Below are 19,434 nucleotides of genomic sequence, written 5' to 3' on the forward strand. Positions count from 1 at the left end.
AGCCCGGGAAAAGAATGAAAAAACTGGTCCTTTTAATGCTCGCCGCCACCCTGTCCCTGGCAGGTTGTGGCCCTGCACCCGACTCCCACCCCGAACCGCTTGATTTTTTAACCTTTCCCGCCCGGGCCGTGGTAAAGATCAATGACCCGGAACAATTCCGGGCAGACCTTGGGAACTCCCCCCTCCTGCAACCCCTCAGGGAACAGGGTTCCTGGCCTGCGGAGCTGGAGCGGGTCCTTGCCCTCGACCCCCCGGAGGGTTCCCTGCTGGCCTTCGCGGAGGGAACCGAAAACCCCGGCAGCTGGCTCCTGATTTTCGAACAAAAGGCGGATTCCCAGGAACCGGCCGCTTCCGGGGAAATCCCAAAACCCCCGCGAATACCATGGCGACCCCGGGATTCAGCGGGCGTGGCGTTAAGCCAGCAAAAGGGCATCGGCCTGGCGGCTTCATCAGAAACCTTTCTAAATGCCATCCTGGACGGGGACCCGCTGCCCTACCCGAACCTTAAAAAAGCCCTTCTGGCCGCCAACCCGGGGGCCTCGGCCACCCTCTTTATGCCGGCAGGGCAGGGGCATCCGCTCAGCGGACCTGAGCCAGGACCCAAAAATGAGCGTTCGGCCGCGGAAACCGGATGGTCAGCCTTCGATTTCCTAAGCGGGCAGGGCAATTTTTCCATACTGGGAATGGAGCTGCATGGCGACACCCTAAGAGCACCGGAACGCCTGTTAAGTGGCATCCCGGTACTCCCCCTGCAAAAGGCTGCCGGGGTAATCCCTGAAAATGCGTCTTCTTGGGCTACGTTTTCCCTCCAGCTCCCTGAGCGCTTCCTCCAAAACCAGGAGGCGGTACTGGGTCGGGAGAACCCCTATCCGCTGCTGGCGGAAAACGTGGAACAACTGACCCTGGTTGAAGTGGGGCCCGACGTGCTGCTGGTACTGCACAGCCTTAATGCCTCAGGCCTGCAGGAGCAACTTAAAACCTACCAGGGCGCAGCTGTGGAATTCCAGGGGGTCATGGTCTACCCCCTGCAGGAAGGCGGGGTACTCCGGGAGGCCTTCGCCCCCCTTCTGGGATCCCTGCCCCCCTTCGCATACTGCGGGACCCTGGAAGACGACTTTGTCTTTTCACCCACCCTGGAACCCCTGCAAGCCCTCATCAGCGCGCATAACCGCAAGGCCACAGTTGGGGATTCAGATCGCTTCAGCAAACTCCTTCCTGGCCTGGCCGCTGAGTCCAGCGTGTTGCTGGTTTCGGAAAACCCGTCGGCAAGCCGCCTCTTAAGGGATTCCCTATTACCGGCAGCCCTACTCCCCCAGGTACTGGAAGGCCTGCCCCAAACGGGCCTCCTCACCGCACAGTTGAACCTGGAAAACCCCTTCAGCCTAAGCGCATACCGGCTTTATCGCGCCGGGTCCCTGTCGGTTGAAGAAGCCAGGACAGGGGTGGCATTTACGGTTTCCCTGGAGGCCCCTGTAGCAAGCCGGCCCCAGTTCCTCAAAAACCACAGGACAGGGGGGATGGACCTGGCGGTGCAGGACCAGAACCACGTCCTGTACCTGTTCTCGAACCAGGGGCAGCTTTTCTGGAAAAAACAACTGAAAGGGCCCATCCAGGGTGATATCCAACAGGTTGACCTGTTCAGGAACGGACGCCTGCAGATGGCCTTTGCCACCGATACCCAGCTTATGGTACTCGACCGGGACGGCAAGGAAGTAGCTCCCTTCCCAAAGGAGTTTCCGGGGGGGAACCTCAACCCCCTGGCGGTATTCGATTACGAAGGTACCCTGAACTACCGCCTGGTGGTTACCCAGGGGTCAAGGGTGCGGATGTACGACGGGCAGGGACGGGACGTGAAAGGGTTTAAGTTTACCGATGCGGGAAGCACCATCCTCGATGCCCCCCGGCATATCCGTTTCGGCAGCAGGGATTACCTGGTTTTCCGCCTCGAGAACGGGGAACTGAAGATCCTGAACCGGGTGGGCGATACCCGCGTTGCCGCAAAGGAGCGGTTTGAGTTCTCGTCCAACGGGGTCTACGACTACCGCGACGGGTTTGCCTTTACCGATCGAAAGGGCGACCTGATCCGGGTGGATCCCCGGGGGAAAGTTAGCCGGACCGCCCTGAACCTCAACCCCGACCACGGCATGGACGCTACCACCAGGACCCTTGCCCTGATGGACGATAACCGGTTACAGGTGAAGGGCAACCGGAGGGAACTGGAACTCGGGGTATATACCCGGCCCCGGATTTTCTACCTTTACGACATTATCTATGTAGCCGTGACCGACCTGCAGAGCCAGCAGGTATACCTCTTCCGCAGCGACGCCGCCCCCCTCCCCGGCTTCCCCCTGGAAGGCAGCGGGATGGCCGACATGGCCGATATGGACAATGACCGCAATCCGGAACTGGCCGTGCCGCTACGAGAACAATCCGTTGTGGTTTACCGCATACAACGATAAGGCCATAGCCTCCATTGGTAAGCCAATTAAAACGAATTGTACATCCTTCCGCCCCGGGCATGGGAGAATTCTTATTTTTAGTGGCCTTGCTGGCAAAAATCCAGAAATAAGATGAGAACACCTTTACTCTTAAAGTCTGCCTTTGTAGTCGCCCTGTTGCTTACAGGTATGCCGGAGGCCAATGGTCAATTCCTAGAGAAATTAGCAAAACGCGCCGAGAGGGCCGCCGAACGTACAGTAGAGCGTCGCGTGGACCGGGAGGTTTCCAAAAAGACCGACCAGGCCCTTGACAGCATCCTGGAACCCGGGAAGGATAAAGGCAAAAGCAAAACCCCTGGCCCGGGCAAGAATGGGGGCGAACCGGCTCCGGAAAACGGAAGCCAAACCCCGAAGGGAACCACGGAAACTTCCGGCCCAAAAACGCTTGAGGTATACAGCAAATTCGATTTTGTGCCCGGCGACAAAGTCCTGTTCTTTGATGATTACTCCAATGATTTTATAGGCGACTTCCCCGCCAGATGGAATACCAACGGGAGTGGGGAGGTGGTTCGGCTGGGCGATTCCCCCGAACGCTGGCTGCGGGTGCTCCGCGGGAACAGGGTCATGTATATCCCCGATGTCCCGGACCTGCCGGATGATTATACCATAGAGTTCGACCTGATGGTCAATGGGATCGACAAGCAAACCTCATCAACCGCGGGGTTCACCCTTACCTTAAGCGACACCAAAACCTTCGATACCGATGGGCACTGGGCCCGCGTATTCCTTCCACTGGGGCAGTACGGCGCCTTTGACATCCGCCTGCGGAATTTTGTCCCGGGCGAGGGCAACGTGATCGCCAGCGCGGTGAGCACCGATATTCGCCAGGCGGTGTTGAACCGCCCCCATATCTCCATCGCAGTAAATGGGTCCCGATTCCGCCTTTGGGTGAATGAGACCAAATACGTGGATGTTCCCCGGTTTATCCCGGAAGGGTCGGCATTCAAAGCCCTGAAATTTGATGTGGACGGCATTAAGGACGGGAAGGAAGATGTTTTCATTACCAACCTGAAGGTTGCCGAAGGCGGGGTGGACCTGCGGCGCAAATTGCTTTCAGAAGGCTCCATTTCCACCAACGGCATCCTGTTTGATTCGGGATCGGCCAACCTGCAGCCGCGTTCCATGGGGATCATCCTCCAAATTGCACAGGTCCTGCAACAGGACGCAGGGATCAAATTGCGGATTGAGGGCCATACCGATTCCGATGGGGAAACTGCTGCCAACCAAAAACTTTCCGAAGCCCGGGCCGAAGCCGTTAAAAAAGCCCTTATTGATGTCTATGGGGTAGATGCGGGCCGGCTGTCCACCCTTGGGAAGGGGGAATCGGAGCCGGTGGCCGCCAATGACAGCCCCGACGGCAAGGCGCAGAACCGGCGGGTAGTCTTTATCCGCCAATAGTTAACTCCCTAAAAACCGATTACCTTCTAAATAACCCCATAAATATCAACCGCCTATGAACCCTTTTTTCACCCGATTCGCCTTTATAATAATTCTCTGCCTGGGGCTCTTGCCTTCAGGGATCCATGCGCAGAATTGCAGCACCTACTACCCGATGGAAGTAGGCACACGCCTGGAATATGAGATTTATGGCCGAAACGGCAAAACAGAGGGCACCCAATGGCAGGAAGTGACCAGCGTCACTGAAACCCCTGAGGGGGAAAAGGTGATGATGAACATCGGCTTTTCAGATGCCCGGGAAAAGAACACCTATGAATCGGAATACGGGTTTACCTGCACGGGTTCGGCCATCCGGATCGATTACCAGTCCCTCCTTTCCGGGGCCATGCTCGACCAGTACGAGGGGATGGAGATGGAAATCAGCGGGACGGACATTGAACTACCCAACAACCTGGTCGTGGGCCAGGACCTTCCGGATGCCCGGGTGGAAATGACCGTAAAAATGAGCGGGATCAATATGAAGATAGCTGTGGACATGACCAACCGCCGGGTGGAGAAAAAGGAATCCGTGACCACCCCGGCCGGCACCTTCGATTGCTTTGTGCTCTACAGCGAATCCCAGTCCAAAATGATGATGGCCAATACCACGATCTCGTCCCGGACCTGGCTGGCGGAAGGCGTGGGCATGGTGCAATCCGAGACCTACAATAAAAACGGGAAACTGGATGGGCGCATGGTATTGACCAGCATGCGCCGCTGAGGCCTGAAGCAAACCCGGATCGTGAATAACCGGTTTGGGATAGGGTTATGCCACTTCGAAAAGCCCCCTGAAATGGGTGGTCAGTTTTTGTTTGACCTCGGCCATGGGTACATGTCGCCCCAATTCGGCACTTAGGGAGGTCACCCCTTTCCCGCGGATCCCGCAGGGGACCATGAGGTCGAAATACGACAAGTCTGCATTGACATTCAGGGCGAACCCGTGCATGGTCACCCACCGGCTGGCCCGCACCCCCATGGCACAGATTTTCCGCGCCTCCGGGGTACCCACATCGAGCCAGACCCCGGTTTCCCCTTCGGAGCGCGTTGCGCTAAGGCCGTATTCCCCCAGGGTACGGATCACCATTTCTTCAAGGAACCTAAGGTATTTATGGATATCGGTGAAGAAGTTATCGAGGTCGAGGATCGGATAGCCCACCACCTGTCCAGGGCCGTGGTAGGTAATATCGCCCCCGCGGTTGATGCGGTAGAAGGAAGCCCCCCTTTCGGAGAGAACCTGCTCGGAAACCAAAAGGTTCGCCGGGTCGCCGCTCTTTCCCAGGGTATATACATGGGGGTGTTCCACAAACAGGAAGTAATTGGGCGTGGGCTGTTCCAGGCCCTCACGGCGGTTCTTTACCTTGAGCTGCAGGATTTCCTGAAAGCGCTCTTCCTGGTAATCCCAGGTTTCTTTATAATCCCGAAACCCTAGGTCTTCAAAAATCACATTCCTGTTCATGCGGCAAAGGTAAGCAACCTCCCGATGGTTTCCGGCTATTGCTCAAGCTCCACCTCCAGGTCAAGGACTTCAGGGCTCTTCAAATACTGCACCAGGTCGGCTTCCAGGTACAGGGTCTTCCCATCTATGGACAGGGTGGCTTTATCCTGGTTTACGGACTTTACCCTGGAGGGGAAATGGATTTGAAGTTTGTAGGTAGACCCCACCAGGAAGGAATCCCCCCCGGCCAGGCTGTCGAGGCGCTGCTGGTGCAACATCGAATCAACAATAACCGAGCGGCGCGTGAACCGGCTTCCGGCAAAGGAGTACGAGACCTCCGTGCTGGGTTGCGCTTCTTTGGAAGCCCCCATGGGGGTTCCGCCCTTTTCCTTGTCCAGGGCCCCGGCATTCTGGAAGGCATTGAAGGTATCCCCTACCTCCCCGATATCGCGGAACTCCCGCGAGAGGGTAAAACTGCCCTCCCCTGTTTCCGGGTCGGAAATCATGCGCATCTGATACGGCCTGAGTTGTTCCAGTTGCTCCCGCTCCTCCGGGGAAAGGTCCTGCCGCTGTTCGAGCACTTCGGCAAAACGGATTACGGAATCGACACGGGTTTGCCTGCCACCCAAAAGGGTGCTGTCAGACATCCAGCCCGAGCCGTCAAACTGCAGGGCAATGGAACCTGAACCATCCCCATTGAGGTGGATTTCTTCGGTAAAATGACAGGAAACCCACAGCAGCCCCAGGGCTAGGATTCCGGCAAAACGGATTTTTTTCACGACTGGCCTTTTAGTTGGGATTGTTCAGGATGATCAGGGCGGCAATGACGCCCGGTACCCACCCGCACAAAGTCAAAAGTAAGACAATCAGGAACGATCCGCAACCCTTTCCGATAACAGCAAGGGGCGGGAAAAGGATGGCCAGCAAAACGCGCAGGATACTCACTTCAGTGTATTATGGAGTTCGATCTGTTCCATTAGACACAGAAGACCGGATAACGTTACACGCCTGTCACATAAAAAGACCCTTAACCCCCCCAAGGGAACTCTTTATCCCCTTCCGGCTCAGAGACCCGGGGTGCAGAGCCCCTCGAGGGTGTCCTCGATGTCGCCGGGGGTGCTCATGATTTTCATGAACGTACCCATGGTGAGGTCCGGCCAGTGCAGGGCGATCCGGTATTTCCCGTGGAGCATGGTTGCCTTGTTCCCCTGAAGGATAATCTCATAGGGCAGGGCGGCAGCGTGTTCCGCCCCGATTTTAGGCAGAAAATACGCTTCGCCGTCTTCCTGACTTTTCAATCCCACCCCGAAGACAGCAACTTTATTGTCCGGATAAACCAATTGGTAGACCTGCACGGTATTTCCCTTTTTCGCTTTAAGATTGCCCTCTATAAGTCTCAACCCCGCTTCAAAGGAGGCGTATTCCCCAAGGGTTACCGGATCGGTGAAATACGGCATCATCATTTTATAATGATATTTTTTGAGCTTTTCGGCATCCACCGTTCCCCCAAAGGGGGCAAATTCATTACCTACGGGCGACAGGGCTGCTTTAAGGTCTGTAGCAAACGTTTCCAGCGCGCCCTGGTGCGTGGCATAATGGTCTTGCAAATAGGCTCGTAACAGGTAATCGGGATTGGTGTAAGACACGGTAACCCTTCCATCTTTTGCTACCAACCCCACTTTCATTACGGCTCCAAGGGCTCCCCGATCCGCAACCCTGATGACCGTATTTTTTAAATCCGCCCGGGTAAACGCAATAACTTTCAAAGAACTCCTGTTTGCGGGGTGGTAGGTCCCCAAAACCTCAAATCCCCCCATTTGGAGGGCTTCTGTAACCTTTTCAGAAACCTTTTGGATCGATTCGCCGGTTTCGGCAACCCTAAGGTACGGGGCCAGGTCCTGGCTGGAGAGCGATAAAACGCCTGCAAAAACGAACAGGGCAACAAAAAACAAATTCTTCATAACACAACGTATTTAGGACAAGGTTGGGTATGATCCCTTTACATATCAAGTCGCCCGGGGGTTTAAAACTACAACGGCCCGGTAAAAGGAGTTGGCCCCTTGTATCGCTACACAAAAGAAAAGCCACAGAAGAGAATATTACATGATTTTAATCAGGAAGCACTGCCTTTGTCCAAATTTGCGGGACAGTATTGGCATCTCGCATTATTCTTCCCTAAAAAATGTAATTTTGCGGCTGAAATCGAGACAAGATGCAACTTTCTGAGCAGGAAATCGTACGCAGGGAAAAATTGAATCAGCTCCGGGAGTTGGGTATCGAGCCCTATCCGGCAGCCCTGTTCCCGGTGAGCACCCTTTCCGGGGAGGTACGGGAACAGTTCGAAGAAGGAAAAAAGGTGGTCCTGGCCGGGCGGCTGATGTCGCGCCGCATCCAGGGGAAGGCCTCTTTCGCCGAGCTGCAGGACAGCGAAGGGCGCGTGCAGCTGTACTTCAACCGCGATGAGCTTTGCCCTGGGGAAGACAAAACCCTTTACAACGAGGTCTATAAAAAACTGCTCGATATCGGCGATATCATTGGGGTGGAAGGCACCCTGTTCAAAACCCAGGTAGGGGAAAAAACCGTCCTGGTCCGGAATTTTACCCTCCTCAGCAAGGCCCTGCGCCCCCTGCCCCTGCCCAAGACAGATGCTGAAGGAAAGGTCTATGACGAATTCAATGATCCGGAACTGCGGTACCGCCAACGCTATGTGGATTTGGTGGTGAACCCCCAGGTACGCGATACCTTTATCAAGCGCACCCTCATCACCAACAGCATCCGGCGGTTTTTCAACGAAAAGGGCTACCTGGAGGTGGAAACCCCCATCCTGCAGCCCATCCCGGGCGGGGCAGCGGCCCGGCCTTTTGTGACCCACCACAATGCCCTGAACATTCCCCTGTACCTGCGCATTGCCAACGAATTGTATCTGAAGCGCCTGATTGTTGGCGGTTTCGATGGGGTCTACGAGTTTTCTAAAGACTTCCGCAACGAGGGGATGGACCGCACCCACAACCCGGAATTTACCGTCATGGAGCTGTATGTAGCCTACAAGGACTACCTCTGGATGATGGAAATGACCGAGCAACTGCTGGAACAGGTGGCGCGGGAAGCCACCGGGGGTACCCGCGTGACCGTGGGGGGGCAGGTGGTCGATTTCAAAGCCCCCTACCCCAGGGTGCCGCTGCTGGAGGCCATCCGCGAGCACACAGGGTATGACCTGTACGGGATGGATGAGGCTGGTTTGCGGGAAGTAGCCGAAAAACTCGGGATCGAAACCGACCCCAGCATGGGCGCCGGCAAACTCATCGATGAGATTTTCGGGGAGCACTGCGAGCACCATTACGTGCAGCCCACCTTCATTATCGATTACCCGGTGGAGATGAGCCCGCTGACCAAGGCGCACCGGACGAAGCCCGGCCTGACCGAGCGTTTTGAATTGCTGATCAACGGCAAGGAAATCGCCAACGCCTATTCCGAGCTCAACGACCCCCTCGACCAGCGGGAACGCTTCGAAGCCCAGCTCAGGCTCTCCGAAAAAGGGGATGACGAGGCCATGTTTATCGACCAGGATTTCCTGCGTGCCCTGGAATACGGCATGCCCCCGACCTCCGGGATCGGGATCGGGATCGACCGCCTGGTGATGCTGCTGACCGACAATGCCTCCATCCAGGAAGTACTTTTCTTCCCGCAGATGCGGCCCGAGAAAAAGCCTGTAGTACTGCAGGAAAACGAAAAAACCATCCTGGAACTCCTGCGCAAGGTCGGGGCCATGCCCCTGCAGGAGCTGAAGGAGGCTTCGGGCCTGAGCAACAAGGCCTGGGACAAGGGAATCAAGGGCCTGACCCGGCTTGGCCTGGCCGAAGTAGCCAAAGAAGGCGAGACGCTGATGTGTTATTCCCGGGAGTAATGCTAAATTAGGGCCCATGCAACTACCCAAAACCATAGGGCTGTTCCTGGGGCCTGTCCTGTTCGTACTCTTTAACCTCCTGCCGGAACTGATTCCCGGGAACCCCACTGCCAATGCCGTAATCGCCACAGCGGCCTGGATGATCGTCTGGTGGATCACCGAGGCCGTTTCAATTTCCGTGACCGCCCTGCTCCCGCTTTTGTTGTTCCCCCTCCTGGATGTGATGCCGATCGGGGAGGTGGGGGCCAACTACGGCAGTCCGATAATTTTTCTGTTTTTCGGGGGGTTTGTGCTGGCCCTGGCCCTGGAAAAAGTAAACCTGCACCGCCGTATTGCCCTTACCATTATCAACTGGACAGGGACCACCCCCGAAAAAGTCGTCCTGGGTTTTATGATCGCCACCGGGGGCCTGAGCATGTGGATCAGCAATACAGCCAGCACGGTGGTGATGCTCCCCATTGCCCTTTCGGTGATCCAATTGCTTGCAAACGACGCGGACGGCTTTACCGAGAAGGACCGGAATTTTGCCCTTAGCGTAATGCTAGGCATCGCCTTTTCAGCCAACTCGGGGGGGATTGCCACAGTGATCGGGACCCCGCCGAATTCAGTGCTGATTGGCCTGCTTGAAAACGAATACCAGATCGAGATCTCCTTTTTGCGGTGGATGACCATCGGGCTGCCCCTGTCCATAATCCTGATCGGTATCTGTTACCTGGTGCTGGTCAAATGGATGTTCCCCTGCAAAGGGCTGAAATTCGGGGCGTCCAGGGAGGTGATCCGGGGGGAGCTCCGCAAATTGGGCCCCCCGACCCCACGCGAAAAAATGGTGCTGTCTATCTTCGGGGTCACGGTCTTCCTATGGGTGTTCCGCACCCTGATCAACGGGTGGCTGCCCGGCCTGGCCCTTTCCGACACCGGCATCAGCCTGTTCGGCGCCATCGCCCTCTTCGCCCTGCCCTATAACCTGAAACGGGGGGAGTTCATCCTGACGTGGAAAGATACCACCCGCCTCGCCTGGGGTATCCTCATCCTGTTTGGCGGTGGGTTGGCCCTGGCCCGCGGGATGTCGGCCAGCGGCCTGGTAGACCTGGTCTCGGCCTCTATAGCCGGTGCTGAGGTCAGCATCCTGGTCTCGGCCTTCCTGCTGATTGCCCTGATGCTCTTTATGACGGAACTGATGAGCAACGTGGCCCTGGTGGCTGTGCTGGCCCCGGTCGTGGCCGGGATTGCCATAGGGCTCGACGTCCCCATGCTCCATTTGCTCATCCCGGTGACCATTGCGAGCAGTTGCGCCTTCATGCTCCCGATGGCCACGCCCCCCAATGCCATTGTCTTTGCGAGCGGGTATATCCAGGTCCACCAGATGGCCCGGGTGGGCTTAGTGCTGAACTGCATCTCCATTATATTGCTGCTGCTGGTTTTTTCCTTCGTTATGCCCCTGTTGTTTTGACCTGAAAAAACAAGGCCCCCGCTACTGCAAGGGCCTGGCTTCTGGCTAATTCAAACAACTGACAGCGACCAAAATCCATTTTTAAAATCGAGATCGGCGCCTGGAATAACCCCGGGGGTATCAGGCGTTTGTAATTCCATAGACGCCTGAAGGAGGAAAAACGTTACACCCCTGCAAAGGGATTAACACCGATTTGTGAATCGCGACAGAGGCCCTTTACCCCTGAAAAGGCCTAACCCCCTGATCGCGATTTTCTTAAGGTTTTCAGACCGTGAAGGCCGGGGCCAGCTTAGGATTTTACTAACATGGGGTTGCCCTGACGGCCAAAATCGGTGTCTATGACAAATACGCCATCAACTGGGGCTACCGGGCATCCCTAATAAAACGACAGAGGAGGAAAAGCCCATTTTGGACGCCCGCATCCCGGAGCACGCCGGGGACCCCCTTTATCGCTTCGGAAGCCAACAGTAGGGGATGTCGTGGACCGGTGTTCCCAGACCGAAGACCTGGACGAGGATGCCGTGAAGGCAGGTCGCTACAGACAAGTCGCGAAGTGTTTAACTGCTGCATGGGCCTGCTCTGCAACAATATCGGGGGGTTTCACAACATTGGCGGGGTGGGGAAAGCCGGAAGGCCGTATTTTGAGGGGGCAATTCAACAGCAACCACCCGTGGACTACAAAAGAAAGAGTTTGGTATACCTGCTGGCATTCCTTTTCGCCTCTGCCGTGTATTACCTTTCCGAACCCCAGGCTGAAGAGCCCCGTCCGCAAACCGCTTCCCATTCCCTACAGCCCTATGCGGAAGCCGGGCAGCCCTTTTAAGGGATCGCCGTTTACCGTGTTAATTCTATCCCAAACCGGGCAACCGGATTAAACCTTTGGGCCCGTGCTGCCTTCTAAAGGGTAAACCTTTAATAAACAATCCTATGAAGACAGCTGCAACCCTTATCCTGCTCCTCCTGGGGCTTGGGGCCATGGCCCAGGAAAAACCGCGGCAGCGCGGACAAAAGCACCCCGAACTTGAAAAGCTTTCCCCGGAGCAACGGGCAGATTTGCAATCGAAGCGAATGGCGCTGATGCTCGACCTGAACACCGACCAGCAGCAAGAGGTCGCTTCGGTACTGGAAAAGCATTTTGCGGAAAGGAAACCCATGCAGGGCAAGGCGCCCGCCCGGAGGGATTCGCTCGCCCAATCTGCAGAGGCGCGCTATGCCAACATGAGCCGGCGCCTCGACCGACAGCTGGCGGTGCAACAGGAAATGAAGAAAATCCTTTCAGAAAAGCAGTTCGAAAAATGGCTGGACCACCGGGCAGAAGCGAGGCGCCAACACGGAAGAAAAGGTTCCGGGCACCGGCAAAGACGCGGATAAGCCCGATTTTAACGGTAGAGCAAGGCCCGGGGTTCCCGGGCCTTCTTGCTTTGTGCTCCCTCAGGTGGCCATGGCGGCCCCTGCCGCCCCTATGGCCACGTCGAGGTCCTCGTATGTCAGGGCGTCATTTAGGAAATAGCTTTCAAAGGCGCTTGGCGGGAGGTAAACCCCCCGGTCGAGCATGCCGTGGAAGTACTTCCTGAAGGCGTCGTTGTTTCCCCTGGCTGCGGAAGCGAAATCCCGTACGGGTTCTTCCGTGAAGTGCACCGAAATCATAGACCCGAAGCGGTTGATGCGGAAGGGGAGCCCGGACTTGCCGAGGCCCTCTTCCAGGCCGCGGTGCAGGTAGGCCGTTTTTTCTTCCAGCCTCCGGAAGACCCCGGGGTCTTTTTCAATGGCCTGGAGCATGGCCAGGCCCGCGCCCATGGCAAGGGGGTTCCCGCTCAGGGTCCCTGCCTGGTATACCGGTCCTTCCGGGGCCAGGTGCCGCATGATCTCCCTGGAGGCGGCAAAGGCGCCTACCGGCAGGCCGCCCCCGATGACCTTGCCAAAGGCCACCATATCGGCCCGGATTCCCAGGACCTCCTGCGCCCCTCCCCGGCCGAGCCGGAACCCGGTCATAACCTCGTCGAAGATCAGCAGGATGCCTTCCCGGGTACACCATTCCCGAAGCGTTTCAAGGAACCCGGGCTCCGGTGGGATACAACCCATGTTCCCGGCCACCGGCTCCAAAATAATCGCTGCAATTTGTCCGGGGTTGGCCTTCAGCAAGGCTTCCACGCTCTCCAGGTCGTTGTAGTTTGCCAGCAGGGTATCCTTGGCGGTCCCGGCCGTAACCCCCGGGCTGTTGGGGCTCCCAAAGGTCACGGCCCCGCTGCCGGCCTGGATCAGGAAGGCGTCGGCATGCCCGTGGTAGCAGCCCGCAAATTTGATGATCTTATCCCTTCCGGTGTACCCCCTGGCCAGACGGATAGCGCTCATGCAGGCCTCGGTCCCGCTATTGACAAAACGGACCTTATCGATATGGGGGACCATGGAGACCACCAGTTCGGCCAGTTCGGTTTCCAGGGCCGTGGGCATCCCAAAGGAAGTCCCCTTGCGGGCCCGGTCGATAACCGCCTCCAGGACCGGCTCAAAGGCATGCCCGAACAAAAGGGGTCCCCAGGAAGCGATAAAATCGATAAACCGGTTGCCATCGGCATCGGTGAAATAGGCGCCGCTGGCTTCCCTTACAAATACAGGTACGCCCCCCACGGCTTTAAAAGCCCTGACAGGGGAATTCACCCCCCCGGGCAATACTTGGTTGGCGGCGCGGAACAGGGCGCTGCTTCTTTGGTATCGCATGTTATTTTCTGATGGTTTCAGTAGGTACTTTTAACAATTGCCCAATGGAAAGGACATGGCTCTGCAGCCCATTGAGGCGGATCAGGTCGTCAACGCTCATGGAATACCTCCGGGAGATGGCATAAAGGGTATCGCCGGGCTGCACCCGGTAGGTGAGGTAATCGCGGGAAGCGATATCCCCGCCGGCAGCTCTCCCTTTTCCCAACACTTCGGCGTCAAAGCGGTCGAGCCCGTACCGCTCCACCAGCTGGATGAGTTTTTCCGGGTAATGCCGGTCGGTGGCATAACCGGCCTTTTTCAGACCCTTGGCCCAGCCCCGGTAATCATCCTGGGGAAGCTCAAAAAGCCCGGCATAGCGCGACCTGGTGGTGAGGAACAGGCTGTGGTCCCGATAGGAATACCTGGGGTGGTTGTACCTGCGGAAACACTCACCCCTTTCGTCATCGTCGTGGTGGGCGTAATCGCCTTCCCAGCCGACATGGCACTTGATCCCGAAGTGGTTGTTGGTCTTTCGGGCAAGCTCACCCCGGCCAAAGCCACTTTCCAGAAGGCCCTGGGCCAGGGTAATGCTGGCCGGGATTCCGTAGGCCTTCATTTCCTCCTGGGCGATGGTGGAAAACGTTTCGATGTACTCCTCAACGGACGCAATGGGGAAATACACAAATGCCCCGCTATCCGCAGGCAGGCCGCCCCCGGTTTTATCCGTTGGTGAGGATGCCTCCTCCCCCGCCCCGGTTTTTTGCTTTGCGGAAGTGGTCCTCTTTTTGGAAACGCAACTCCCCAGAAGTAGCAAAACCAGGCATCCAATGCCGAAAATCCGTTTCATAGTCAGAGCAAAGGTAAGCCCTTTTTCTGCAATCTCATATTCATGCCCCTGATTCCCTGAAGCCCCCCGGTGTGGATCGCCAGGATACGCATCCCCTCCGGGAAGCAGCCCAGGCGCACCTCTTCGAGGATGCCGAAAACCATTTTCCCGGTGTATACCGGGTCGAGGGGGATCCCCGTCTTTTCCCTGAAGGCAAGCATAAATTCGATGAGTTCCCGGGTTACCTTGCCATACCCGCCGAAATGATACCCGGGGACCAGTTCCCAGCCCGGCCCGGGGATCCATCCCTTAAGGGCAGTTTCCAGGCCCGGGGCCCTGAGGGCCGGGTACCCCTGCACCCGCTGCCGGCCCCGGGCCGATTGTGCCAGGCCGGCCAGGGTACCGCCTGTGCCCACAGGGCAGCAAACCAGGTCAAAGCCCTGGTCTGCCTCCCCCAGGATTTCGCCACACCCCTTCACAGCCAATGCATTGGTACCGCCCTCGGGAAGCACATAGGCAGGTCCGTACCGGTGCTGGAGTTCCTGCAGGAAGGCAGGGTCATCCTTCATGCGGTACTGCTCCCTGCTGAGGAATACCAGCTGCATCCCATTGGCGCGGGCGTCGGCCAGGGTGGGGTTCAGGGGGCTTCGAGCCAGCTCTTCACCCCTGACGATCCCAACCGTGGCAAACCCAAACTGCCTCCCGGCGGCAGCGGTGGCGTGCAGGTGGTTTGAAAATGCCCCCCCGAAGGTGAGCAGGGTTTTAAACCCCTGGTTGCGGGCCGCTTCGAGGTTGTATTTGAGCTTGCGGTATTTATTGCCCGAAAGTTGCGGAAACCTGAGGTCTTCCCGTTTCAGGGAAAGGGCCACCCCCCGTTGGGAGAGCAGCGGCAAGTCCACGGCCTGAAGGGGCGCAGGGCACTCAGGAACCATGGGGGACCGTATAGAGGAATTTCAGGAAGCTATAGGGTTCCCTTTGCGACAGATATCCCGGGTTTGCCTCTTCCAAATAGGCCTCCCTCTCAAAGCTGATGTTGCGGTATCCCTTGTGGAAATCGAGGTAGTACAGGCTTTTCAGGACCCATTCCACCAAATACCACAGGTAGAAAGCCACCAGCAGCAGCTCGGCCTGCTGCCTGAGGTGGATGCGCTCGTGGTTGAGCAACACCGCATCGTTCCTCAGGGCAGGGCTGCGCAGGATGATAAAGGGCCAGATCGAAAGCCCGACGTAGTTGCGGTAAAAAAGGTGTCTGATGACCAGGATCATTCCCCAGGGCATAATGTGTGCCCCCAAATATAGGACATAAACGCCGCCTGCGGCAACTTCAGCCGATGGGTCCCATGGAAGGTTTAGGGGTCCCGGGAAGGGGGAATTGGGGGCTTATCCGTATTTTTGGGGGGAGTAACCCCCAATCATGAGCTATAAGCGCGAGCAGATACCCCTTGAAGAAGGGGATTACTACTGGACCCCGGAAGGCTACCGGGTCTTTACAGCCCAGTATTTGCTCAAAAGGGGATATTGCTGCGAAAGCGGGTGCAGGCATTGCCCGTACGGATACGACCCGAAGCTACAAAGGCGCCGGAAATGAATGCTTCGGCACAGAATTTGCTGTAGAATAAGAAAATTGCTGACCCTAAAATTCCGTGTTATGAAAGCTTCCCTTCGCCTTGGTATGGCCCTTTTATCCCTGGGCCTCCTGATGAGTTGCTCCCCGGTGAGCGTCCTGGCCGATTACGACCGCAATGTGGATTATTCCGCCTATAAGACCTACGCCTTTTACAAGACCGGGATCGACCAGGCCCAGATTTCAGACCTCGATAAGCGACGCATCCTCAGGGCCATCGAAAACGAGATGGCGGCAAAAGGATTTGCCAAATCCACGGAACCGGACCTGCTGGTGAGCATCTTCACCACGGAAAGGGAGCGGGTGGATGTCTACAACAACTTCGGCTGGGGCTGGGGTTGGGGTTGGGGCTGGGGAGGACCCGGCTGGTGGGGACCCGGTTGGTGGGGACCTGGCTGGGGAGGGCCCGGTTGGGGCGGAGCAGGCGTGAGTACCTCCACGGAAGGCGCCCTGTACATCGACCTGATCGATGCGGAACAGAAGCAGCTCATCTGGCAGGGTCGGGGCAAGGGAGACCTTGGGAATACCCGCAACGTGGCCAAAAAGGAAGAGCGCATCCGGGAATTTGTGGCCCGGATCCTGCAAGCCTACCCCCCTGAACCGGAGACCCTGAAGTAACGGTTTTTTGCGGCCCTTTCCTGAGGGACCAGTGGGTTCTCGCCTGAAACGACTTCGCGATTCTGTTCCCGAATTCGTATCTTTAGGGGCATTCCACACCGCATTGTTATGAGTTACGAGAGCAATCCTATCCTGGACCGTTTACCCAGGCACCTGAGGCAATACATCAAACCGCAAAACTACGGGGACTATTCCCCTATCGACCAGGCGGTCTGGCGGTACGTAATGCGCAAGAACGTCGACTACCTGAGCAGGGTGGCCCACGAATCCTATACCCAGGGCCTTAAAAAGACCGGGATTTCCATTGACCACATCCCGAATATGTACGGGATGAACCGCATCCTGAAAGAGATCGGCTGGGCTGCCGTGGCCGTGGACGGGTTCATCCCGCCTTCGGCATTTATGGAATTCCAGGCCTACAACGTGCTGGTGATCGCCTCCGACATCCGCCAACTCGACCATATTGAATACACCCCCGCCCCTGACATCATCCACGAGGGGGCCGGACATGCCCCCATTATCGCCAACCCGGAATATGCGGAATACCTCCGCCGGTTCGGTGAAATTGGCTGCAAAGCTATTTCCAGCGCCAAAGACTACGAGCTCTACGAGGCGGTAAGGCACCTCTCCATCATCAAGGAAGCCCCGGGCACCCCTGAGGAGTCAATTGGGGAGGCCGAGCAGCGGATCGAAACCCTGCAGGAAAACATGGGGCCTCCCAGTGAAATGGCCCTGATCCGCAACCTCCACTGGTGGACGGTGGAATACGGCCTGATCGGTACCGTGGACCACCCCAAAATCTACGGGGCCGGCCTGCTGTCGTCCATTGGGGAGAGCGCCTGGTGCATGACGGACAAGGTGGCCAAGATCCCCTATTCCATCGAGGCTGCGCATACTTCTTTCGACATTACCAAACCCCAGCCCCAGCTCTTTGTTACCCCCGACTTTGCCTACCTCAGCCAGGTGCTCGAGGAATTCGCCAACACCATGGCCCTGAGGAAAGGCGGGCTCGACGGCCTTGAGAAACTGATCGCCTCCGGGGCCCTGGGCACCGTCGAACTGAGCACCGGCCTCCAAATCTCGGGTACATTTACCCGGGCCTGGTCTTTTGAGGGAAAACCGGCGTACCTGCAAACCTCAGGCCCCACCGCCCTGGCCTATCGGGAAAAGGAGCTGATCGGCCATGGCACCGCCGGGCATCCCGGTGGGTTCGGGGCCCCGATCGGCAAGCTGAAGGGCATCAACCTGGCTATTGAACACATGAGCCCCAGGGACCTGAAGGCCTACAACATCTACGAAGGGGAAAGGGTTCGCCTGGAGTTTGAAGGCGGGGTGGTCGTACAGGGCCAGATTGTCACCGGTACCCGAAACCTGATGGGGGAGATCATCCTGATCACCCTGGCCGACTGCCTGGTGACCCAGGGAGAGGAAACCCTTTTCGAACCCGGCATGGGCCTCTACCACATGGCTGTGGGGGAAAAGATCGTGTCGGCCTTCAACGGGCCGGCAGACCTGCACAGCTTCGACCTGGTCAGCCACGTGCCCTCCGAACACACCATTAAAGTCGAAAAAGACCCTGCCCGCCAACACCTCGAAAAGTTATACGGGCAGATCCGGGAATTCAGGGAGGGGACCAATACCACCATTTCCCGCAACAAGGTCTTCCAGGAAGTCCTCACCCACCACCCGCAGGACTGGCTCCTCTCTGTAGAGCTATACGAGCTGGCGGTTGCCGGACAGGATGACCGGTTCGCCCTGCAAATCAGGGAACATCTGGAAGAGGTGAAAAAGGAACGGCCCGAAGTGGGCCACCTGATCGACGGGGGCATTGCCCTGGTCGATGCCGGGGCGGTGCTCCGGTAACCTGCTCCTACCGCGGCCGGATTAGCGCCGACCCGGAAGACACCCCATCGCCATGGCTGGGCTCCGAACAGGACCCTTAACCCGGCACCGCTGACAGGCGAAACAAAAAACCCGCGGAAAGCACTTCACAGGTCAAACCGGATTTGTGGGTATTCGTCCATCAGGGCCCTGGCCCTTGCTTCCAGCGACCGCCGGAATTCCCTGTAGGCAGGGGAATCCGCCTGCAAGGGCCGGTGTTCCGCCTGCCGGCGGACCTCCCCCACCCGTTCCATCAGGGGGCGGGCCGCTTCCTCCACCCAGCACGCTGCAAACTGTTCCCAGATAAAATCGACCGCCTGGGTATTGGGGTGGATCAGGTCTGCCTCGTAAAACCGGTAATCGCGCAGCTCATCCATCATAATTTCATAAGCGGGGAAATACCCGGCCAGGCCCTGGTCGACCTGGTGGTGCGCAGCAGCGAGCAGGTGGGCCTTGCTCCTTTGGTTTTCGACCAGGCCATCGCGGATATGGCGGACCGGGGAAACGGTCAGCAACACCGTCAGGTCGGCCCGGAAGGCGCGCAATACCTCCAGGATTCGACCCAGGGAGTCCTGGAGTTCCTGAACGGGAGAAAGCTCCCGGGTGAAGTGGTCTGCAGGGAGTTTGTGGCAATTGGCAACCAGCCGGCCTGTTTCCCTGTGACGGAACGCGTGGGCAGTGCCCAGGGTCAGCACAACATGCGTGGCGCGCTCCAGGGCCCTGCGGGTGTCCTTCAGGGCGGCATTCATGGTTTGCAGGGTGTCCTCACGGCCCGGCCCGGCCACCTGGGAATGGGTTTCCAGGTTCCTCCAGAGGCCTTCGTGTTCAAAGAGGTCCTCTTCCCGGAAAGGCCGTTCTGCCACTGCCCGGGAAAGGAGGTTTTCAATGGGGGCCGGGTGGTACAATACCCCAAAGGGGTTGCCCAGATAGGGCAGCTGGAAATACTGGAGCTTTTGGGAAAGGTGCGACGCAAAACACGACCCCAGCAGGAACACAAAATCGCCATAGCCGATTTTGGGGTACCCCTGGGGAATGGTCAGTTCAGTGCGCCACTTCATGCAGAGAAT

General features: G+C 57.5%; 19 protein-coding genes. 10 read left to right on the top strand and 9 right to left on the bottom strand.

The window, feature by feature from the left end:
• Positions 1-14 precede the first annotated feature (14 nt).
• From NG653_RS13815 to NG653_RS13825, 3 genes are all read left to right on the top strand, one after another.
• Positions 15-2,459, top strand: coding sequence for a hypothetical protein (locus NG653_RS13815; protein WP_252742309.1), 2,445 nt, complete (start codon positions 15-17; stop codon positions 2,457-2,459).
• Between the two features lie 111 nt (positions 2,460-2,570).
• Positions 2,571-3,896, top strand: a complete 1,326-nt coding sequence (locus NG653_RS13820) for an OmpA family protein (RefSeq protein WP_252742310.1) — start codon at positions 2,571-2,573, stop codon at positions 3,894-3,896.
• A 55-nt stretch (positions 3,897-3,951) separates the two neighbouring features.
• The gene (locus NG653_RS13825; protein WP_252742311.1) at positions 3,952-4,656 is read left to right on the top strand and encodes a TapB family protein; all 705 of its coding nucleotides are present in this window, start codon (positions 3,952-3,954) and stop codon (positions 4,654-4,656) included.
• A 45-nt stretch (positions 4,657-4,701) separates the two neighbouring features.
• Here NG653_RS13825 and lipB read toward each other — a convergent pair whose 3' ends face one another.
• From lipB to NG653_RS13845, 4 genes are all read right to left on the bottom strand, one after another.
• A complete protein-coding gene (gene lipB / locus NG653_RS13830; protein WP_252742312.1) occupies positions 4,702-5,391 on the bottom strand; it encodes a lipoyl(octanoyl) transferase LipB in 690 nt (229 codons plus the stop codon).
• Positions 5,392-5,426: 35 nt separating this feature from the next.
• On the bottom strand, positions 5,427-6,149 hold the full coding sequence (locus tag NG653_RS13835; RefSeq protein WP_252742313.1) for a hypothetical protein: 723 nt from the start codon (positions 6,147-6,149) through the stop codon (positions 5,427-5,429).
• Positions 6,150-6,159: 10 nt separating this feature from the next.
• Entirely contained in the window at positions 6,160-6,315 is a 156-nt protein-coding gene (locus tag NG653_RS13840; RefSeq protein WP_252742314.1) for a YqaE/Pmp3 family membrane protein, read from the bottom strand.
• 119 nt (positions 6,316-6,434) lie between these two features.
• A complete protein-coding gene (locus NG653_RS13845) occupies positions 6,435-7,331 on the bottom strand; it encodes a hypothetical protein (RefSeq protein WP_252742315.1) in 897 nt (298 codons plus the stop codon).
• A 251-nt stretch (positions 7,332-7,582) separates the two neighbouring features.
• On the opposite strand from NG653_RS13845, the gene lysS reads away from it, so the two are divergent.
• From lysS to NG653_RS13870, 4 genes are all read left to right on the top strand, one after another.
• Positions 7,583-9,274 (top strand): lysine--tRNA ligase, encoded by a 1,692-nt coding sequence (gene lysS / locus NG653_RS13850; protein ID WP_252742316.1) that lies wholly within the window; start codon positions 7,583-7,585, stop codon positions 9,272-9,274.
• A 16-nt stretch (positions 9,275-9,290) separates the two neighbouring features.
• The gene (locus NG653_RS13855; protein WP_252742317.1) at positions 9,291-10,724 is read left to right on the top strand and encodes an SLC13 family permease; all 1,434 of its coding nucleotides are present in this window, start codon (positions 9,291-9,293) and stop codon (positions 10,722-10,724) included.
• 352 nt (positions 10,725-11,076) lie between these two features.
• Positions 11,077-11,547: a hypothetical protein gene (locus NG653_RS14855; protein WP_502206777.1), complete on the top strand. Its 471-nt coding sequence runs from the start codon at positions 11,077-11,079 to the stop codon at positions 11,545-11,547.
• Positions 11,548-11,651: 104 nt separating this feature from the next.
• Entirely contained in the window at positions 11,652-12,095 is a 444-nt protein-coding gene (locus NG653_RS13870) for a DUF4890 domain-containing protein (RefSeq protein WP_252742319.1), read from the top strand.
• Between the two features lie 60 nt (positions 12,096-12,155).
• Here NG653_RS13870 and hemL read toward each other — a convergent pair whose 3' ends face one another.
• Genes hemL through NG653_RS13890 form a run of 4 tightly spaced genes read right to left on the bottom strand, consistent with a single transcriptional unit; the run spans position 12,156 to position 15,510 of the window.
• Positions 12,156-13,439: a glutamate-1-semialdehyde 2,1-aminomutase gene (gene hemL / locus NG653_RS13875; RefSeq protein WP_252742320.1), complete on the bottom strand. Its 1,284-nt coding sequence runs from the start codon at positions 13,437-13,439 to the stop codon at positions 12,156-12,158.
• A 1-nt stretch (position 13,440) separates the two neighbouring features.
• A complete protein-coding gene (locus tag NG653_RS13880; RefSeq protein ID WP_252742321.1) occupies positions 13,441-14,265 on the bottom strand; it encodes a glucosaminidase domain-containing protein in 825 nt (274 codons plus the stop codon).
• Positions 14,266-14,267: 2 nt separating this feature from the next.
• On the bottom strand, positions 14,268-15,176 hold the full coding sequence (locus tag NG653_RS13885) for a 1-aminocyclopropane-1-carboxylate deaminase/D-cysteine desulfhydrase (RefSeq protein ID WP_252742322.1): 909 nt from the start codon (positions 15,174-15,176) through the stop codon (positions 14,268-14,270).
• On the bottom strand, positions 15,166-15,510 hold the full coding sequence (locus NG653_RS13890) for a hypothetical protein (protein WP_252742323.1): 345 nt from the start codon (positions 15,508-15,510) through the stop codon (positions 15,166-15,168). Before NG653_RS13890 ends, NG653_RS13885 begins: the two co-directional genes overlap by 11 nt.
• A gap of 148 nt (positions 15,511-15,658) precedes the next feature.
• Here NG653_RS13890 and NG653_RS13895 point away from each other — a divergent pair, with 148 nt between their 5' ends.
• The 3 genes from NG653_RS13895 (at position 15,659) to NG653_RS13905 (ending at position 18,349) form a co-directional block, all read left to right on the top strand.
• On the top strand, positions 15,659-15,832 hold the full coding sequence (locus NG653_RS13895; RefSeq protein WP_252742324.1) for a C1orf53 family protein: 174 nt from the start codon (positions 15,659-15,661) through the stop codon (positions 15,830-15,832).
• Between the two features lie 60 nt (positions 15,833-15,892).
• A complete protein-coding gene (locus NG653_RS13900; protein ID WP_252742325.1) occupies positions 15,893-16,486 on the top strand; it encodes a DUF4136 domain-containing protein in 594 nt (197 codons plus the stop codon).
• Between the two features lie 108 nt (positions 16,487-16,594).
• The gene (locus tag NG653_RS13905) at positions 16,595-18,349 is read left to right on the top strand and encodes an aromatic amino acid hydroxylase (RefSeq protein WP_252742326.1); all 1,755 of its coding nucleotides are present in this window, start codon (positions 16,595-16,597) and stop codon (positions 18,347-18,349) included.
• A gap of 125 nt (positions 18,350-18,474) precedes the next feature.
• Here the strand turns inward: NG653_RS13905 and NG653_RS13910 are convergent, their stop codons facing one another.
• The gene (locus NG653_RS13910; protein WP_252742327.1) at positions 18,475-19,425 is read right to left on the bottom strand and encodes a GSCFA domain-containing protein; all 951 of its coding nucleotides are present in this window, start codon (positions 19,423-19,425) and stop codon (positions 18,475-18,477) included.
• Positions 19,426-19,434 lie beyond the last annotated feature (9 nt).

The sequence above is a fragment of the Robiginitalea marina genome (genome assembly GCF_024006985.1).
GTDB classification, from domain to species: Bacteria; Bacteroidota; Bacteroidia; order Flavobacteriales; family Flavobacteriaceae; genus Robiginitalea; species Robiginitalea marina.

What these genes read in the sequence shown, in the direction of transcription:
- NG653_RS13880 (WP_252742321.1), bottom strand. Translation starts at nt 14,265, where the DNA reads ATGAAACGGATTTTCGGCATTGGATGCCTGGTTTTGCTACTTCTGGGG.
- NG653_RS13855 (WP_252742317.1), top strand. Translation starts at nt 9,291, where the DNA reads ATGCAACTACCCAAAACCATAGGGCTGTTCCTGGGGCCTGTCCTGTTC.
- NG653_RS13820 (WP_252742310.1), top strand. Translation starts at nt 2,571, where the DNA reads ATGAGAACACCTTTACTCTTAAAGTCTGCCTTTGTAGTCGCCCTGTTG.
- NG653_RS13905 (WP_252742326.1), top strand. Translation starts at nt 16,595, where the DNA reads ATGAGTTACGAGAGCAATCCTATCCTGGACCGTTTACCCAGGCACCTG.
- NG653_RS13870 (WP_252742319.1), top strand. Translation starts at nt 11,652, where the DNA reads ATGAAGACAGCTGCAACCCTTATCCTGCTCCTCCTGGGGCTTGGGGCC.
- NG653_RS13900 (WP_252742325.1), top strand. Translation starts at nt 15,893, where the DNA reads ATGAAAGCTTCCCTTCGCCTTGGTATGGCCCTTTTATCCCTGGGCCTC.
- NG653_RS13885 (WP_252742322.1), bottom strand. Translation starts at nt 15,176, where the DNA reads ATGGTTCCTGAGTGCCCTGCGCCCCTTCAGGCCGTGGACTTGCCGCTG.
- NG653_RS13825 (WP_252742311.1), top strand. Translation starts at nt 3,952, where the DNA reads ATGAACCCTTTTTTCACCCGATTCGCCTTTATAATAATTCTCTGCCTG.
- NG653_RS13845 (WP_252742315.1), bottom strand. Translation starts at nt 7,331, where the DNA reads ATGAAGAATTTGTTTTTTGTTGCCCTGTTCGTTTTTGCAGGCGTTTTA.
- hemL (WP_252742320.1), bottom strand. Translation starts at nt 13,439, where the DNA reads ATGCGATACCAAAGAAGCAGCGCCCTGTTCCGCGCCGCCAACCAAGTA.
- lysS (WP_252742316.1), top strand. Translation starts at nt 7,583, where the DNA reads ATGCAACTTTCTGAGCAGGAAATCGTACGCAGGGAAAAATTGAATCAG.
- NG653_RS13910 (WP_252742327.1), bottom strand. Translation starts at nt 19,425, where the DNA reads ATGAAGTGGCGCACTGAACTGACCATTCCCCAGGGGTACCCCAAAATC.
- NG653_RS13815 (WP_252742309.1), top strand. Translation starts at nt 15, where the DNA reads ATGAAAAAACTGGTCCTTTTAATGCTCGCCGCCACCCTGTCCCTGGCA.
- NG653_RS13890 (WP_252742323.1), bottom strand. Translation starts at nt 15,510, where the DNA reads ATGATCCTGGTCATCAGACACCTTTTTTACCGCAACTACGTCGGGCTT.
- lipB (WP_252742312.1), bottom strand. Translation starts at nt 5,391, where the DNA reads ATGAACAGGAATGTGATTTTTGAAGACCTAGGGTTTCGGGATTATAAA.
- NG653_RS13895 (WP_252742324.1), top strand. Translation starts at nt 15,659, where the DNA reads ATGAGCTATAAGCGCGAGCAGATACCCCTTGAAGAAGGGGATTACTAC.